This is a genomic window from Streptosporangium sp. NPDC051022 (assembly GCF_040683035.1).
In the GTDB taxonomy this organism is placed as follows: domain Bacteria; phylum Actinomycetota; class Actinomycetes; order Streptosporangiales; family Streptosporangiaceae; genus Streptosporangium.
This window is the reverse complement of the sequence record NZ_JBFBCF010000006.1, coordinates 216,615-233,336: the sequence shown is the minus strand read 5'-3', so window position 1 is coordinate 233,336 and position 16,722 is coordinate 216,615. Positions and strand designations below refer to the sequence as shown.

The window sequence follows — 16,722 nt, the reverse complement described above, 5'->3', positions numbered from 1 at the left end:
GGGCCCCGGCCGGACTCGAAGTCCGAATCCGGGCCTCGGGTCAGTCGGGGACCGGGCGGCCGGTCAGGCGGGGGCCGGCGCGGTGAGGGATCTCGCCACCGCGCCCCCGAGGTCCCCGGGGCCTCCGAGGCCCCCGAGCTCCCGGAGCCGGTGGGCGGGCAGTTCCAGGACGGTGACGTCGTCGGCCCAGGGGGCGACGGCGGCGATGATCGCCCTGGCCTGCTTCTTGGTCAGGTCTCCCCGGGCTTTGATGAGCGCCTCCCGCCAGGTGTTGACGACCTTGCCGTGGGCGTTGTCCAGGATGCGCCGCAGGACGAGCTCCTCGCCGGTGCCGGGGAGCGGGAGCCGTACGGCGCGCACGGTCCGCCCCTCGACGGTCAGCTCGTAGACGGCCGACAGCGCTTCGGCGAGCGGTTCGGCGGGCGGCGCGGCCAGGGTGACCTGGACACGGCGGGCCCTGGTGGCCAGCAGCAGCCGGGGGAGCGCGGCCTCGAGCCCGGCGGGCACGGCCATCGCCACCTCGCCGGGATCGCTGGCGTAGGGCTTGGCGAGCCAGGTCGTCAGGCGGGCCCTGGGCACCTTGGGCAGCAGCTCCCTGGGCCAGTCGCCCACGAGCACCTCCGGCGCCTGGCCGGGGACGGACACCGGGGCGGCGGCAGGGGCGGCGGACTCGATCGACTGCGGGCCCTGGGTGTAGATGGCGGCGCTGAGGCCGTCGACGCGGGCGGCCACCGCGGGCCAGGTCTTCGTGGTCGGCCGCAGGATGTACAGGTCGGCGGCGGAGCCGATGGCCTCGGCGCCGAGATAGCGGTTGAAGTCGGGATAGATCGCCTCGCTGAGGAGGTTGAGCTGGGACAGGGCCTGCTGCACCTTCAGCGCCAGCGCCGGGGTGCGCTCGCCGGCGCCGTAGGCCAGCAGGATCCGGCCCTGGTCGCGGTCGCGCAGGCCTTCGGCGGCGCGGGCGACGAACAGCCCGACGCCCTCCGGCGTGTAGGGCGGGTCGGTGATCGCCAGGTCGGCCCACGAGCGCGTCGAGGCCGGCAGGCCCAGGCGCAGATCGGCCCAGCGGGTCCGCACCGGCAGGCCGAGCGCTCCGGCCTGTTCGTCGATGTAGGCGAGGATGCGCTCGTCGATGTCGGCCACGGTCACCTCGAGGTCCGGGCGCAGCGCCGCCACGGCCAGCGAGGTGAGGTCGTGGTCGCCGACGCACAGCAGGCGGGCGCCCTCCAGCCAGAACCGGGCGTCCAGCAGCAGGGCCCGCCGGACCACGGTCTCCGCGGTCGCGGCCACGTGGTCCAGCGTGTGACGGCCCCGGGGCGCCTTGGCGATCAGCTCGTCCATCCTGGCGACGAGGGCGGCGTGCCCGGGGAGCAGGTGGGCCACCGGGTCGGCGGGCGCGGCCTCGTGCCGGGTCAGGCCGGGCAGTGGCTCCGCGAGCCGGAACCGGTCGCCGGAGCGCCGCAGGTCGACCTCGCGCAGCAGAGCCTCGACCGTCCGCCGTGACGTCGCCGTCTCCCGGACCAGGTCGGCCAGGGTCCACCAGCGGCCGTCGCCCAGCGCCGCCAGCACCGCACGCGGCCGCCTGCCGTCCACACCCGCACGCGCGAGGAGCTCCGCAATCGCTTCCATGAGCCCACCTTAGGGCCCGTCCGGAAGGGGGCTCACCTGGAAGCGGAAGGGGGCGTCGGGAGGTGGAAGGGGGTCTCACCGGAAGTCTCACCTGGAATACGACGCCCGACCGGCACGTTGACCAAAGCGGGCAAATCTGTACTAAATGGTCGTGATGTGGACCGGGTGGACAGGTTTCCAAGAGGGTACGGTAATGTCTATCCACCACGCAGCAGGGCCAACGTCGTCCCTTTGCTTATCCACCAGCAGTGAGACGACGGGAGGGATTCAATGCCTGCTGCCCACCTTGGCTTTCCCGAGCCCCAGGGCCTCTACCACCCCTCTAACGAACACGACGCCTGCGGCGTCGCCATGGTCGCCGACGTGGCGGGACGACGCAGCCACGACATCGTCGCGAAGGCTCTGACGGCTCTGTGCAACCTCGACCACCGGGGGGCCCAGGGTAGCGAACCGGACACCGGTGACGGAGCCGGTATCCTCACCCAGATCCCCGACACCTTCTTCCGCGCCGTGGCCGGCTTCCCGCTGCCCGACGCGGGGTCCTACGCCGCGGGCATCGCCTTCCTGCCCGCCGACCCCGAGGCGCGGGCGGTCGCGGTACGGCTGATCGAGGAGATCGCGGCGGAGGAGGGACTGACCGTCCTCGGCTGGCGCGACGTCCCGACCGACTCCACGCTCCCCGGGCCGAGCGCCCGCGCGGTGATGCCGTTCTTCGGCCAGCTCTTCGTGACCTCCCCGAACGGCGAGAGCGGCGTCGGGCTCGACAGGCCGGCCTTCTGCCTGCGCAAGCGGGCCGAGCACGAGGCGCACGTCTACTTCCCCTCGCTGAGCTCCCGGACGATCGTCTACAAGGGCATGCTCACCCCCCTGCAGGTCGAGCCGTTCTTCCCCGACCTGAGCGACGAACGCTACGAGACCGCGATCTCGCTGGTCCACTCGCGCTTCTCCACCAACACCTTCCCCTCGTGGCCGCTGGCGCACCCCTACCGCTACATCGCCCACAACGGCGAGATCAACACGGTCAAGGGCAACCGCAACTGGATGCGCGCCCGCGAGGCCATGTTGAAGACCGCCGCGCTCCCCGGTGACCTGTCGCGCCTGTTCCCGATCTGCGACCCGGACGGCTCCGACACCGCCTCCTTCGACGAGACGCTGGAGCTCCTCCACCTCGCCGGGCGCAAGCTGCCCCACGCCGTGCTGATGATGATCCCCGAGGCGTGGGAGAACAACACCGAGATGGACCCCGCGCGCCGGGCGTTCTACGAGTTCCACTCCACGCTCATGGAGGCCTGGGACGGCCCCGCCTCGATCACCTTCTCCGACGGCACCCTCGTCGGCGCGGTCCTCGACCGCAACGGCCTGCGCCCGGGCCGGTTCTGGGTCACCGCCGACGGCCTCGTCGTGCTCGCCTCCGAGGCGGGCGTCCTCGACATCGCCCCGCAGGACGTGGTCCGCAAGGGCCGCCTCCAGCCCGGCAGGATGTTCCTGATCGACACCGAACGCGGCAAGATCATCGAGGACGACGAGATCAAGGCCGAGCTCGCCGCCGAGCTGCCCTACGCCGACTGGCTGCACGCCGGGCTGGTCCGCTTCGAGGAACTGCCCGCCCGCTCGCGCGAGATCCCGACCCACGAGGCCCTGATCAAGCGGCAGCAGACCTTCGGCTACACCGAGGAGGAGCTGCGGATCATCCTGTCGCCGATGGCGGCCACCGGAGCCGAGCCGATCGGCTCCATGGGCACCGACACCCCGGTCGCGGTGCTCAGCGACAAGCCCCGGCTGCTGTTCGACTACTTCAGCCAGCTGTTCGCGCAGGTCACCAACCCGCCGCTGGACGCCATCCGTGAGGAGCTCGTCACCTCCCTGGCCAGCACGCTCGGCCCCGAGGGCAACCTGCTCGACCCGGGTCCCGCCTCCTGCCGCCAGCTCGTGCTGCCCTACCCGGTGATCGACAACGAAGAGCTCGCCAAGATCATCCACATCAACGACGAGGGCGCGCTGCCGGGCTTCCACCCGTACGTCGTCTCCGGCCTCTACGAAGTGCGCGGCGGCGGCGAGGCCCTGCTCCACCGCCTCGAGGAGATCCGCGCCGAGGTCTCCGAGGCGATCCGGGGCGGGGCGCGGATCATCGTGCTCTCCGACCGGGGCTCCTCCGACGTCCTGGCGCCGATCCCGTCGCTGATGCTCACCGGCGCGGTCCACCACCACCTCATCGCCGAGAAGACCCGCACCCGGGTCGGCCTGGTCATCGAGACCGGCGAGGCCCGCGAGGCCCACCACATGGCCCTGCTCATCGGCTACGGCGCGGGCGCGATCAACCCCTACCTCGCCATCGAGACCGTCGAGGACATGGTCGACTCCGGCGTCCTGGGGACCGACAGGCGCAAGGCCGTACGCAACCTCATCAAGGCGTACGGCAAGGGCGTCCTGAAGGTCATGTCCAAGATGGGCGTGTCCACCGTCGCCTCCTACACCGGCGCGCAGATCTTCGAGGCCCTCGGCCTCGACGACGACGTCATCGGCGCCTGCTTCGCCGGAACCACCTCCCGCCTGGGCGGCGTCGGCTTCGACGTCCTCGCCAGGGAGGTCGCGCTCCGCCACGAGCGCGCCTACCCCCGCGCCGAGAACGCCCACCGGCGCCTGGAGGTCGGCGGCGAGTACCAGTGGCGCCGCGAGGGCGAACCGCACCTGTTCAACCCCGAGACGGTCTTCAAGCTGCAGCACGCCACCCGCTCGCGCCGCTACGAGATCTTCAAGGAGTACACCTCCCTCGTCGACTCCCAGGCCGAGAGGCTCATGACGCTGCGCGGCCTGTTCACGCTGCGCGAGGGAGTCCGCGAGCCGGTCCCGATCGACGAGGTCGAACCGGTCGGCGAGATCGTCAAGCGCTTCTCGACCGGCGCCATGTCCTACGGCTCCATCTCGATGGAGGCGCACGAGACCCTCGCCGTCGCGATGAACCGGATCGGCGGCAAGTCCAACACCGGCGAGGGCGGCGAGGACCCCGAGCGGCTCTACGACCCCGCCCGCCGCTCGGCCATCAAGCAGGTGGCCTCCGGCCGCTTCGGCGTCACCTCCGAGTACCTCGTCAACGCCGACGACCTGCAGATCAAGATGGCCCAGGGCGCCAAGCCCGGCGAAGGCGGCCAGCTGCCCGGCCACAAGGTCTACCCGTGGATCGCCAAGACCCGGCACTCCACCCCGGGCGTCGGCCTCATCTCGCCGCCGCCGCACCACGACATCTACTCCATCGAGGACCTCGCCCAGCTCATCCACGACCTGAAGAACGCCAACCCCGCCGCCCGCGTGCACGTCAAGCTCGTGGCCGAGGTCGGCGTCGGCACGGTCGCGGCGGGCGTGTCCAAGGCCCACGCCGACGTCGTGCTCATCTCCGGCCACGACGGCGGCACCGGCGCCTCCCCGCTGACCTCGCTCAAGCACGCGGGCGCGCCCTGGGAGCTCGGCCTGGCCGAGACCCAGCAGACGCTGCTGCTCAACGGCCTGCGCGACCGGATCGTCGTACAGGTCGACGGCCAGCTCAAGACCGGCCGCGACGTGATCGTCGCCGCGCTGCTCGGCGCCGAGGAGTACGGCTTCGCCACCGCCCCGCTGGTCGTCTCCGGCTGCGTGATGATGCGCGTCTGCCACCTGGACACCTGCCCGGTCGGCGTCGCCACCCAGAACCCCGAGCTGCGCAAGCGGTTCAGCGGCAAGCCCGAATTCGTGGTCAACTTCTTCGAGTTCATCGCCGAGGAGATCCGCGAGTACCTCGCCGCCCTGGGCTTCCGCAGCCTGGAGGAGGCCATCGGCCACGCCGAGCTGCTGGACACCGCCCCGGCCGAGCAGCACTGGAAGGCCTCGGGCCTGGACCTGGCGCCGATCCTGCACCGGCCCGAGCTGCCCGAGGGCACCGCGCTGCGCCGTACCCGGGAGCAGGACCACGGGCTGGAGGCGGCGCTGGACCACACGCTGATCCAGCTCGCCGAGGGAGCGCTCGAGAACGGCCGGCGCGTCACGCTCGAACTGCCCATCCGCAACGTCAACCGCACGGTCGGCACCATGCTCGGTCATGCGGTGACCAGGCGGTACGGCGGCGCGGGCCTGCCCGACAACACCATCGACGTACGCTTCACCGGTTCGGCGGGCAACTCCTTCGGCGCCTTCGTGCCGAAGGGCGTCACGCTGCGCCTGACCGGCGACGCCAACGACTACCTCGGCAAGGGCCTGTCCGGCGGCCGGATCACGGTCCAGCCGTACGACGAGGCCCCGCTGGACGGCCACATCATCGCGGGCAACGTCGGCCTGTACGGCGCGACCTCCGGTGAGGCGTTCATCCGCGGCGTCGTCGGTGAGCGCTTCTGCGTCCGCAACTCCGGCGCGACCGCCGTCGTCGAGGGCGTCGGCGACCACGGCTGCGAGTACATGACCGGCGGCAGGGCCGTCGTCCTCGGCCCGACGGGCCGCAACTTCGCCGCGGGCATGTCCGGCGGCGTCGCCTACCTGCTCGACCTCGACGCCGCGCGGGTCAACCGCGAGATGGTGGAGATCGAGGAGCTGGACGAGGCCGACTCCGAGGAACTGCGGGAGCTCGTCGAGACGCACCTGACGGAGACCGGCTCCACGGTCGCCAAGGCGCTCCTGACCGACTGGGACCCGTCCCGCTTCCGCAAGATCATGCCGACCGACTACAGGCGGGTACTGCGCGCCGCCGAAGCCGCGCGACTCGAAGGCCGCGACATCGACGAGGCGGTCATGGCCGCCGCCGTCCAGGGGTGACGCCGATGCCGACAAACCGAGGCGACCAAGGTCGGCTGCGCCGTTCGGGCGGTCCGATGACGCAGCTGCCGACGCACGTCCACGCGGTCACCGCCGACCGCGCTCACCAGGCCGTTCACCAGGCTGTTCAGGGATAAGGGGGGTACACCGATGGCTGACCCGAAGGGTTTTCTCACTCACGGCCGCGAGCTGCCGGCACGCCGCCCCGTGGACGTGCGCATCCGCGACTGGCGGGAGGTCTACGAGGACTTCCCCAGGCCCGCCCTGACCAAGCAGGCCTCGCGCTGCATGGACTGCGGCATCCCGTTCTGCCACAACGGCTGCCCGCTGGGCAACCTCATCCCCGAGTGGAACGACCTGGTCTACCGCGACGACTGGCGGGAGGCCGTCGAGCGCCTGCACGCCACCAACAACTTCCCGGAGTTCACCGGACGCCTGTGCCCGGCGCCCTGTGAGGCGGCGTGCGTGCTCGGCATCAACTCCGACCCGGTGGCGATCAAGCGGGTCGAGGTCGAGATCATCGACCGCGCCTTCGACGAGGGCTGGGTCACCCCCCAGATCCCCGCGTCGAAGACCGGAAAGCGGGTCGCGGTCGTCGGCTCGGGCCCCGCGGGCCTGGCCGCCGCCCAGCAGCTCACCAGGGCCGGGCACGACGTGGTGGTGTTCGAACGCGCCGACCGGATCGGCGGCCTGCTCCGCTACGGCATCCCCGAGTTCAAGATGGAGAAGCGGCACATCGACCGCAGGCTCGCGCAGATGCGGGCCGAGGGCACCGAGTTCCGCACCGGAGTCAACGTCGGCGTCGACATCACCGGCGCCCGGCTCCGCGAGGAGTTCGACGCGGTCGTCCTGGCCGGCGGCGCGACCCAGTGGCGGGAACTGCCCGTCGCCGGACGCGACCTGAAGGGCGTCCACCAGGCGATGGAGTACCTCCCGCCGGCCAACAAGGTCCAGGAGGGCGACCACCCGGTCTCGCCGATCAACGCCGAGGGCAAGCACGTCGTCGTGATCGGCGGTGGCGACACCGGTGCCGACTGCATCGGCACCGCGATCCGCCAGGGCGCCGCGTCGGTCACCCAGCTGGAGATCATGCCCCAGCCCCCGGCGGAGCGTCCCGGCAGCCAGCCGTGGCCCACGTTCCCCATCCTGTTCAAGACGGAGAGCGCCCACGAGGAACTGGCCGGGGGCGGCGGCGACCGTGTCTACGCGGTCTCGACCACCGAGTTCGTCGGGGACGCCGACGGCAACGTCAGGGCGCTGCGCCTGGTCGAGGTCGAGGGCCCGGCGACCGGCTTCAAGCCGATCCCCGGAACCGAGCGGGAGATCCCCGCCGACCTGATCACCCTGTCGATGGGCTTCGTCGGCCCCGAGAAGGCCGGTCTGCTGGAGGAGCTGGCCTCGGTCGCCGACGGCGAGTTCTTCGACGCGCGGGGCAACGTCGCCAGGGACAAGGGCTACATGTCGTCGCTCGACGGCGTCTTCGTCGCCGGTGACGTGGGCCGGGGCCAGTCGCTGATCGTCTGGGCGATCGCCGAGGGCCGCTCGGCCGCCTCCGCGGCCGACCGTTACCTCACCGGCCGGACGGCGCTGCCGGTGGCGATCCCGCCGACGGCCCGGCCGCTGGTCTGAGTGTCGAGCCGGGTTTTCCGGTACGGCTTCCGCCTGCCGTACCGGAAAACCCGGTCAAAGTATGATCAGGTTGCTTTGACGGTTTTATGGCTGAAAGATGATCCTCCTGGTCTGGACAGGTATGGAGGATCAATGAATCGCTGGAGCAGACGCCTGGCAGGGATGGCGACCGCAGCCGCCCTGACCGCCGGCCTCACCGCGGGAACCCCCGGCGGGGCGGCGGCCGACAGCGGAACGCTCCGCGACTACCTCGTCTTCTACGCCCCCGGCGCCCAGGCCCGCGCCGTGGACGCCGTCAGGGCGGGCGGGGGCACCCCGCTGTCCACCGAGACCAAACTCGGCTACGTCGTCGCCAGGGGGCCGGAGAACGGCTTCGCCGAAACCCTGGCGGCCGACGCCGCCGTCGCGGGAATCTCCTCCGACCGCAGGATCGGCTACGCGACCGCCGCCCAGGCCGCTCCCGCGGCCCTGGCCGCCGTCCCCCGTACCACCGTCACCCGTACCGCCGCCGCCCGCACCGGCACCTCCGACATCCGCGCCCTCACCGTCGAGGGCGAGGAACCCCTCGCCGGTCGGCAGTGGGACATGAAGATGATCGGTGCCACCGCGACCGGCTCCCACACCACCGCCCCCGGCAGCCGCAAGGTGCTGGTCGGCGTCATCGACACCGGCATCGACGGGAAACACCCCGACATCGCGCCGAACTTCAACCGCGAGCTCAGCCGCAACTTCGTGACCGACCGGCCGAAGGACTCCAGGGGCCGGGAACTCGACGGTCCCTGCGAGTTCAAGAGCTGCAAGGACCCCGTCGACTGGGACGACGACGGTCACGGCACCCACGTCGCCAGCACCATCGCCTCCCCGATCAACGGCCTGGGCGTCGCCGGCGTCGCCCCCGGGGTGTCCCTGGTCAACCTGCGCGCCGGCCAGGACGCGGGCCTGTTCTTCCTCAAGCCCAGCCTCGACGCCCTCACCTACGCCGCGGACCACGGCATCGACGTGGTCAACATGAGCTACTACGTCGACCCGTGGCTGTTCAACTGCACCGCCAACCCGCGCGACTCCAAGGCCGAGCAGCTCGAACAGCGCGGCGTCATCGTCGGCATGCAGCGCGCCCTGGACTACGCCCGCAAACACGGCGTCACCCTGATCAGCGCCATAGGCAACGACTCGATCGACCTCGGCAAGCCCAAAGTCGACATCACCAGCCCCGACTACCCCCTCGATTCGCAGCGCGTGCGCAGGATCGACAACTCCTGCCTCAGCGTCCCCTCCGAGTCGAAGGGCGTCATCTCGGTCTCGGCCCTCGGGCCCAGCGGGCGCAAGGCCGCCTACTCCGACTACGGCATCGAGCAGACCGACCTGTCGGCCCCCGGCGGCGACCCGGAGGACGGCGACGGAGCCGAGATCACCAGGGCCGTCCTGGCCGCGGCCCCCGAACACATGCTCCGCGCCAAAGGCCTGATCAACGCCGACGGCGAGCCGCAGAGCGCCTCCGTCGTCCGTGACTGCCAGGCCGGGACCTGCGCCTACTACCAGTACCTCGCGGGCACCTCCATGGCGGCTCCGCACGCCGCCGGCGTCGCCGCCATCCTCATCAGCCGCTTCGGCAAGCGCTCCAAGGACGGCGTCACCATGCCGCCCGCCGACGTCGAACGCCTGCTCTACGCCACCGCGACCCGCAAACCCTGCCCCGCCCCGCGCGCGTACGTCTACCGCTCCACGGAGGGCAAGAGCGTCCACGTCTGCGAGGGGTCCAAGTCGCGCAACGGCTTCTACGGCAGGGGCGTCGTCAACGCCGCCAAGGCCGCCACGACCCCCCGCTGACCCCGGGAACCCACCGGCGCGACCGCCCCGCCTCCTCACCGTGCATCGTGCTCACCTCCTGCCCGTGGCACCGGTACGGCGAGCGGCGGGGCGGGTGCGACCGGCGCCGGTGTGCGGCGCGTGACCCCCGGGTGCCCGTGGCGTCGCACTACGTGCCGCAGCGGCGCAGGTCTGTGACGCCCTCCAGGGGGACGAGGGAGCAGTTCGCCTCGATCCAGGCCAGGCGGGGATCGGAGTCCGCTCCCTGACCGGTGAAACCCGACAGCTGGACGAACCGCAGCTCGCCCGCCCCGACCAGGCGTTTCAGTTCTTCCAGGCTCACCGCCTGGTCCGTCGCGTTGTACCCGCCCATCGCGATCACATCCTCGCCCGTCGCGATGATGTACGGCGCGGCGCCCGTCGCCGACAGCGTCGCGAGCAGGATCCGGGCTCCGTCTCGCCGGGCGATCACATAGTCCAGCACGCCGCGCTGCCCGGCCGTCAACGTCCCGGTCGCCACACCCCACGTCGACAGACCGCCACCGCCACCGCCACCGGAATCGCCGTCGCCCGCCCGGCGGCCTCCGCCCGAACGGCTGTCCTGCCCCGGAGTGCCTTGCCGGAGACCGTCCTGTCCGGAATTCCCCGGCGGGGGAGCGCCCCACCCGGAGCCGTCCTGTCCCCGGCCGTCCGCCCCGGGACCGCCGCCCTGTCCCGGAGCGCCCATCCGGAAAAGGCCACCGGACGTGTTCCCGCCGCCGGGACCACGCCCGCCGCGCCCCTGGCCGCCGAACCCCGAATCCGGCCCGGCCGCCGGGTTCACCCCGCCCGTGCCGCCGGGCCCGTCGAGGGGCTCCGCCGCCGACCACGCCGCGGGCGCGGCCATCACCGCCACCGCCGCCGTCGCCACCGCCACCATGGAGAACACCGATACGGATGAGGGAGCCCGCAGCCGCCGTACCCCGCCCCGCGAGGCGCGCAACGGTAGCCGCCCCGCCGACAACCCGGCCACTCCCAGCGTCCCCGTGATCCCGATCATCGGAGACAGCCACGGCAGCCAGTCCGGTGTCCGCTCCACCACGATCACGGCCCACACCGCAGACGCCGCCAGGGCCACCGGCAGCAGTGCCCACGACCACCCCGTCGGCCGCAGGTACAGCCGCCACATCGTCACCGCCCCCGCCCCCGTCACCGCGGCCACCGCGGGAGCGAGCTGCGTCGTGTAGTACGGGTGGAAGATCCCCTCGGAGAAGCTGAAGACCGCCCAGCACAGCACCAGCCAGCCGCCCCACAGCACCCAGCCCGCCACGTCCCACCGCTCGGCCCCTGCCGCCGCACCGTGCCATGCCCGGCCACGACGCGCGTTCCGCCGTCCGCGGACGGTGACCGTGACGGCCGCCGCGACCATCGCCACCACGCAGAACGGCAACAGCCAGCTGATCTGCCCCGCCACCTGCTCGTTGAACAGCCGGCCCAGGCCCGGATCCCCGCCCATGCTCGGCCCCGCGTTGCCCAGCCCCGTCCCGGCCCCGTCACGCGTCCCCAGCAACCGCCCGAAACCGTTGTAGCCGACCACCAGGTCCCACGCGCCGCCGTCCCTGCTGCCTCCCACGTACGGCTTGGCCCCCGGCCACACGTCGACCGCGACCACCCACGCCAGCGACGTCACCAGCATCACCGCCCCCGAGGCCACGGCCACCCACAGCCGCCGCCACGAGAGACCGGCCACCAGCCACGCCCCCAGCATCGCCGGGACCACCACCCAGGCCTGCAGCATCTTCACCGTGAAGGCCATCCCCACGAAGGCCGCGGCCAGCACCGGCCAGCGCGCCCGGCCGCCGCGCACCGCCCGCGTCATCGCGTAGGCCGCGCACACCAGCAACAGCACCAGCAAGGTGTCGGGATTGTCGTTCCGGTTCACCGCCACCGTGATCGGCGTCAACGCCAGCACCGCGGCGGAGAGCGACGCCGCGGCCGGACCCGCCCACCGCAGCACCGCCCGGTGCAGCACGGCGACGGCCAGCACCCCCTCGACCACCTGCGGCACGATCAGGGCCCAGCCGTGATACCCGAAGACCCGCACCGACAGCGCCTGCACCCACAGCGCGCCGGGCGGCTTGTCCACCGTGGAGACCCCCAGCGGATCGAACGCCCCGAAGAAGAAGTTCGACCAGCTCAGGCTCATCGAGCGGACCGCCGCCGCGTAGTAGGAGTTGCCGTAGCCCACCGAGTCGAGCGCCCAGCCGTACAGCACTCCGGCCACCCCGCAGGCGGCGGCCAGAGTCCACCTCGACCATCGCGGTTCCCTGCGCACATCCATGCGCCACACCCTCGAACCGCCGCCTCAACACCCTCTTGGCGCTCCATGAAGATCTGATGAGAAGGCCTCGGCCAAGGGCGTCCCCGCCCGCGCGCGCAACACCGCGCAACCGCCCGTGTGCCGGCCACCCGAGCCGCGTACCTGGCGAAGCGCGCGATTCACGCCGAGCCGGACGGCGGCGGTAGCGTGATGTCACCGAGTTTTTCATCCCCGCTCCGGTCAACGTAACGACCAAGTGGTCTGTACCAATTAGGGTGGGACCCGTGACTCGTCGCGCGAAAATCGTCTGCACTCTAGGCCCCGCCACCTCCTCCCCTGAACGCCTCCGCGAGCTCATCGCCGCAGGCATGGATGTGGCTCGTTTCAACCTCAGCCACGGCAGCCACGAGCTGCACAAGGAGGTTTACGACAGGGTGAGGGAGGTAGCCGCCGAGCTCGGCCGCGGTGTGGGCGTGCTCGCCGACCTGCAGGGTCCCAAGATCCGCGTCGGCAAGTTCGAGGAAGGCCCCGTCCGGCTGGGCTTCGGCGACGTCTTCACCATCACCACCGAGGACGTTCCCGGCGACCGGGAGCAGGTCTCGACCACCTACCTCGGCCTCCACAAGGACGTCCGCCCCGGCGACAGCATCCTCGTCGACGACGGCAGGGTCCACCTCGAGGTCACCCGCATCGACGGCCCCCGCGTCACCACCCGCGTGATCATCGGCGGCATGATCTCCGACAACAAGGGCCTCAACCTGCCCGGCGTCAACGTCAGTGCCCCGGCCCTCACGGACAAGGACGAGACCGATCTCCGCTGGGCCCTGCGCACGGGGTTCGACCTCATCGCCCTCTCCTTCGTCCGCCGCCCCTCCGACGCCGACGTCGTGCGCAACATCATGGAGCAGGAGGCCGTCCGCCTCCCGCTGCTCGCCAAGATCGAAAAGCCCCAGGCGGTCGAGCGGCTCCCCGAGATCATCGAGGCCTTCGACGGCGTCATGGTCGCCCGCGGCGACCTCGGCGTCGAGTTGCCCCTCGAAGACGTGCCGATCGTCCAGAAGCGGGCCATCGAGCTCTGCCGTGAGAAGGCCCGCCCCGTCATCGTCGCCACCCAGATGCTCGACTCGATGATCTCCGCTCCGCGGCCCACCCGCGCCGAGGCCTCCGACGTCGCCTACGCCGTCATGGACGGTGCCGACGCCGTCATGCTCTCCGGCGAGACCTCGGTCGGCAGCTACCCCGTCGAGGCCGTCCAGACCATGAGCCGCATCGCGGGCGCGGCCGAGAAGACCTCGCTGCAGGCCACCCACAGCCTCGACCGGCTGCCGGAGACCACCGGCGGCGCCATCGCCCGCGCCGCCGCCGAGGTGGGCGCCATCGTCGGAGCCAAGGCCCTCGTCGCCTTCACCATGTCCGGTGAGACCGCCCGCCGTCTGGCCCGCTACCGCTCGCCGATCCCGCTGCTGGCCTTCACCTCCTCCCCCCACGTCCGCAACCAGCTCGCGCTCACCTGGGGCGTGGAGACCTTCGAGGTGCCGTTCGTGCACCACACCGACGACATGGTCCGCCAGGTCGAGGCCTCCCTGCTGGCCAACGCACGTCTGGAGAAGGGCGACAAGGTCGTCATCGTCGCCGGGTCCCCGCCCGGAACCGCGGGCTCGACCAACGCCCTGCGCGTCCACACCATCGGCGCGGCCGTCTCGCACCCCGCCTGACCCCGCCTTCTCCATCCGGCTCCGGGCCCACCCGCCCGGTCTCGGTCTCCGTGGATACGGCCGGCGCCCTCCGGTGCCGGCCGTACCGGCGTTCCGGGCACTCCTCGGGTACGGCTCACCTCACCGGTGGATGCCTCCGGCGGCCTCCACACGCCGGCCGCTCACCGGGTCGTTTCCCCCGCTCCCGGCTCGACCTCCAAGCCTTCGAGCGCTCGCCGCTCACCGGGCCGTTTCCCAGGCTCCCGGCTCGACCTCCAAGCCTTCGAGCGCTCGCCGCTCACCGGGCCGTTTCCCAGGCTCCCGGCTCGGCCTTCCAAGCCTCGGCGCCGGTCACCGGGCTGTTTCCCCCGCTCCCTGCTCGACCTCCGAGCCTCGGCGCCGGTCACCGGGCCGTTTCCACCACCGTCGGCGGCCTCTCCGGCTCCCGGACGCGCTCGGGACGGGAAGGGGCCTCCTCCTCGGCCTGCGAGTTCCGTGTCGGCCTACGATCCTCCGTACTCCCACGTGCGCAGCGACAGCGTCCTGCCCTTCTCCTCAGTCAAGATCGGCGGAGCGTCCGTCAGGTAATAGCCCGCCGCCCCCGCGACCGTGGCGCTCGCCGTGTTCTCCGCCTCGATCTCCAGCAGCAACCGTTTGATCCCCAGCGCGCCGCGCGCGAACTCGGTCATCACCCGCACCGCCCGGGCCGCCAGTCCCCGGCCACGGTAGGCCGCGCCCACGCTGTAGCCGATCTCCGCCACCTCCAGGCCGGACCCGCTGCGCATCAGCAGCACCTCTCCCATCGCCTCGCCCCCGTCCACGGTGATCGCCAGCTGGATCCGCTGCTCCGCCGCCCGCCTCTCCCGCGCCCGTTTCAGGTAGAGCCTCGCGGCCTCCAGGTCGAACGGTGAGACCAGCGGCGTCCAGTAGGCCACCTTCGGGTCGTCGAACAGGGCGGCCATCGTGGCAAGATCGTCGTCCTCCCACTCCCGCAACACCACTCCGTGCCCGCTCAGCCGGAGCTCGGCGGGGACGATGTCACAAGTCATGGCTGCCTCTCACTTCGAAGGACCCGAACGGGCCGGGTGCCGCCGACTCTTCCGGATCCCACCCTCCGGGGGCAACCCGCCCCGTCATCCGGCGCTCCGCCCCCATCCCGGCCCCTCACGCTCCGTCCCCCGGCCCCTCATGCCCCGTCCCTCTCGACTCCTCCCACTCCTTCCGTCCTTCGCCGCTCCGGCCCTTCTCAGTGCTTCGGTCCGACGAACTCGTCCAGCCGCGCGACGGCCTCCCGCCGCGCGACGGAGATGGTGTTGGGCTGCGCGTAGCGCCACTCGACGCCGAGCATGTCGAGGGCTTGACCGCACAGCTCAAGAATGTCCTTCGACTCGTTCTTGAAGAGATAGCGCGGATACTCGTACCAATGATCACTTCCGTTGAAGCGGCGGCGTACCCGGTTCGTCCCGCGATAGCCATCGGAATGGATCAAACCCTGGACGAAGAGGCCCGGATGTTCTTCGGTGATCTCACGCTGCCACTCGGCCAACGCGATCTTTCGCTCGTGTTTCCGTCCGGGACCGTGCTGTGGGAACAGACAGGTCCAGTGTTTGGAGTAGCTCTTGATCTCCACGCACCCCCGTAGTTGACGGCGGCTGACCGATGAGGTCGGCATGACCGTCGCCATGGCTTCGGCTGCGGCCTCCATCAGGCCGGGCCAGTCGTCGCAGCACGCCAGGGAGAGCTGATAGACGCCTTTTCTGCACAGCACGATGTGGCCGTCGCCCAGATAGAGCCCGAGCAGGTAGGCGTAGGCACTGTGGTCCAGCGTCCGGCCATGACATCGGGGACAGGAATGAAAATGCCGACGATCTTGCTCCTCGTGGACTCTGCGCGTTCCGGTGCGCCATTTCTGGACCGCACTGAGGGAAACGCCGCAGAGTTCCGCCACCTGACGGTCGAGGAGCCCTTGAGCGGAGAGTCGGAGTGCGCGCTCAACGGTTTCGCGGGGGTGCATGGGGTGACCATGTCATGGGTCACCGACAGTTTTCGGATGACTACTCAATGTGTGCCGGAAGCGGGACTCGAACCCGCACGCCCTTTCGGGCAGACGCTTTTGAGGCGTCCGTGTATGCCATTTCACCATTCCGGCTTATATTTCCGGACTTGTCCGGATTGTGTGCCGGGGTCGAGCTTACCCAGAACTGGATCAGCTGTGGACACCGGCGTGGTCCTAATCTAGCGGACATCGGTACTCTCTTGCTCGTGAGTACGCAGCGGCGAGTGGTGATCGCGGAAGACGAGGCCCTGATTCGCCTCGATCTCAAGGAGATGCTGGAAGAGGACGGATACGCGGTCGTCGCGGAGGCCGGAGACGGGGAGGCGGCGGTCAAGCTGGCCGCCGAGCATCGGCCCGATCTGGTGATCCTGGACGTGAAGATGCCCATCCTGGACGGGATCTCGGCCGCCGAGCAGATCGTGTCGCAGCGGATCGCGCCGTGTCTCATTCTCACCGCCTTCTCGCAGCGTGACCTGGTCGAACGTGCGCGGGACGCCGGGGCGATGGCGTATCTCGTGAAGCCGTTCACGAAGTCGGATCTGGTGCCCGCGATCGAGATGGCGGTGAGCAGGCACGAGGAGATCGCGGCGCTGGAGCGGGAGGTGGGAACGCTTTCCGAGCGGCTGGAGACTCGCAAGCTGGTCGAGCGGGCGAAGGGGCTGCTGATGTCGGAGCACGGCTGGAGTGAGCCGCAGGCGTTCCGGTGGATCCAGAAGGCGTCGATGGACCGTCGGCTGAGCATGCGCCAGGTGGCGCAGGTCGTGGTCGACGGGGTGTCCGCTCCGGGGGGGCTGGAAGGGGCCGGTGGGTGAGGTCCGGCGCTTCCAGCCCGG

General features: G+C 71.1%; 9 protein-coding genes and 1 tRNA gene. 5 read left to right on the top strand and 5 right to left on the bottom strand.

What is annotated here, in order from left to right:
* Window positions 1-63: 63 nt before the first annotated feature.
* On the bottom strand, window positions 64-1,629 hold the full coding sequence (locus AB0N02_RS13920; protein WP_363945731.1) for a bis-aminopropyl spermidine synthase family protein: 1,566 nt from the start codon (window positions 1,627-1,629) through the stop codon (window positions 64-66).
* 270 nt (window positions 1,630-1,899) lie between these two features.
* Here AB0N02_RS13920 and gltB point away from each other — a divergent pair, with 270 nt between their 5' ends.
* The 3 genes from gltB (at window position 1,900) to AB0N02_RS13905 (ending at window position 9,861) form a co-directional block, all read left to right on the top strand.
* Complete coding sequence (gltB, locus tag AB0N02_RS13915) at window positions 1,900-6,405, top strand: glutamate synthase large subunit (protein WP_363945729.1); 4,506 nt, start codon at window positions 1,900-1,902, stop codon at window positions 6,403-6,405.
* 150 nt (window positions 6,406-6,555) lie between these two features.
* On the top strand, window positions 6,556-8,034 hold the full coding sequence (locus AB0N02_RS13910; protein WP_363945727.1) for a glutamate synthase subunit beta: 1,479 nt from the start codon (window positions 6,556-6,558) through the stop codon (window positions 8,032-8,034).
* Between the two features lie 132 nt (window positions 8,035-8,166).
* Complete coding sequence (locus AB0N02_RS13905) at window positions 8,167-9,861, top strand: S8 family serine peptidase (RefSeq protein ID WP_363945726.1); 1,695 nt, start codon at window positions 8,167-8,169, stop codon at window positions 9,859-9,861.
* Between the two features lie 148 nt (window positions 9,862-10,009).
* On the opposite strand, the gene AB0N02_RS13900 is transcribed toward AB0N02_RS13905, so the two are convergent.
* The gene (locus AB0N02_RS13900) at window positions 10,010-12,160 is read right to left on the bottom strand and encodes a glycosyltransferase family 39 protein (protein WP_363945724.1); all 2,151 of its coding nucleotides are present in this window, start codon (window positions 12,158-12,160) and stop codon (window positions 10,010-10,012) included.
* Between the two features lie 263 nt (window positions 12,161-12,423).
* On the opposite strand from AB0N02_RS13900, the gene pyk reads away from it, so the two are divergent.
* Window positions 12,424-13,854: a pyruvate kinase gene (gene pyk / locus AB0N02_RS13895; RefSeq protein WP_363945722.1), complete on the top strand. Its 1,431-nt coding sequence runs from the start codon at window positions 12,424-12,426 to the stop codon at window positions 13,852-13,854.
* 482 nt (window positions 13,855-14,336) lie between these two features.
* Here the strand turns inward: pyk and AB0N02_RS13890 are convergent, their stop codons facing one another.
* The 3 genes from AB0N02_RS13890 to AB0N02_RS13880 all read right to left on the bottom strand — a co-directional run bounded on the left by AB0N02_RS13890 (window position 14,337) and on the right by AB0N02_RS13880 (window position 15,982).
* Window positions 14,337-14,882, bottom strand: a complete 546-nt coding sequence (locus AB0N02_RS13890) for a GNAT family N-acetyltransferase (protein WP_363945720.1) — start codon at window positions 14,880-14,882, stop codon at window positions 14,337-14,339.
* A gap of 197 nt (window positions 14,883-15,079) precedes the next feature.
* Window positions 15,080-15,847 (bottom strand): helix-turn-helix domain-containing protein, encoded by a 768-nt coding sequence (locus AB0N02_RS13885; RefSeq protein ID WP_363945719.1) that lies wholly within the window; start codon window positions 15,845-15,847, stop codon window positions 15,080-15,082.
* Between the two features lie 52 nt (window positions 15,848-15,899).
* Window positions 15,900-15,982 (bottom strand) — tRNA-Leu (locus AB0N02_RS13880).
* Between the two features lie 113 nt (window positions 15,983-16,095).
* Between AB0N02_RS13880 and AB0N02_RS13875 the strand changes: the two genes are divergently transcribed.
* Window positions 16,096-16,701 carry a response regulator gene (locus AB0N02_RS13875; protein WP_363945717.1) on the top strand — a complete coding sequence of 202 codons (606 nt, stop codon included), beginning with the start codon at window positions 16,096-16,098 and terminating at the stop codon, window positions 16,699-16,701.
* The last annotated feature ends 21 nt before the right edge of the window (window positions 16,702-16,722 follow it).

Coding starts and splice junctions, on each gene's coding strand:
- AB0N02_RS13890 (WP_363945720.1), bottom strand. CDS start 14,882: ATGACTTGTGACATCGTCCCCGCCGAGCTCCGGCTGAGCGGGCACGGA.
- AB0N02_RS13920 (WP_363945731.1), bottom strand. CDS start 1,629: ATGGAAGCGATTGCGGAGCTCCTCGCGCGTGCGGGTGTGGACGGCAGG.
- AB0N02_RS13900 (WP_363945724.1), bottom strand. CDS start 12,160: ATGGATGTGCGCAGGGAACCGCGATGGTCGAGGTGGACTCTGGCCGCC.
- AB0N02_RS13905 (WP_363945726.1), top strand. CDS start 8,167: ATGAATCGCTGGAGCAGACGCCTGGCAGGGATGGCGACCGCAGCCGCC.
- gltB (WP_363945729.1), top strand. CDS start 1,900: ATGCCTGCTGCCCACCTTGGCTTTCCCGAGCCCCAGGGCCTCTACCAC.
- AB0N02_RS13910 (WP_363945727.1), top strand. CDS start 6,556: ATGGCTGACCCGAAGGGTTTTCTCACTCACGGCCGCGAGCTGCCGGCA.
- AB0N02_RS13885 (WP_363945719.1), bottom strand. CDS start 15,847: ATGCACCCCCGCGAAACCGTTGAGCGCGCACTCCGACTCTCCGCTCAA.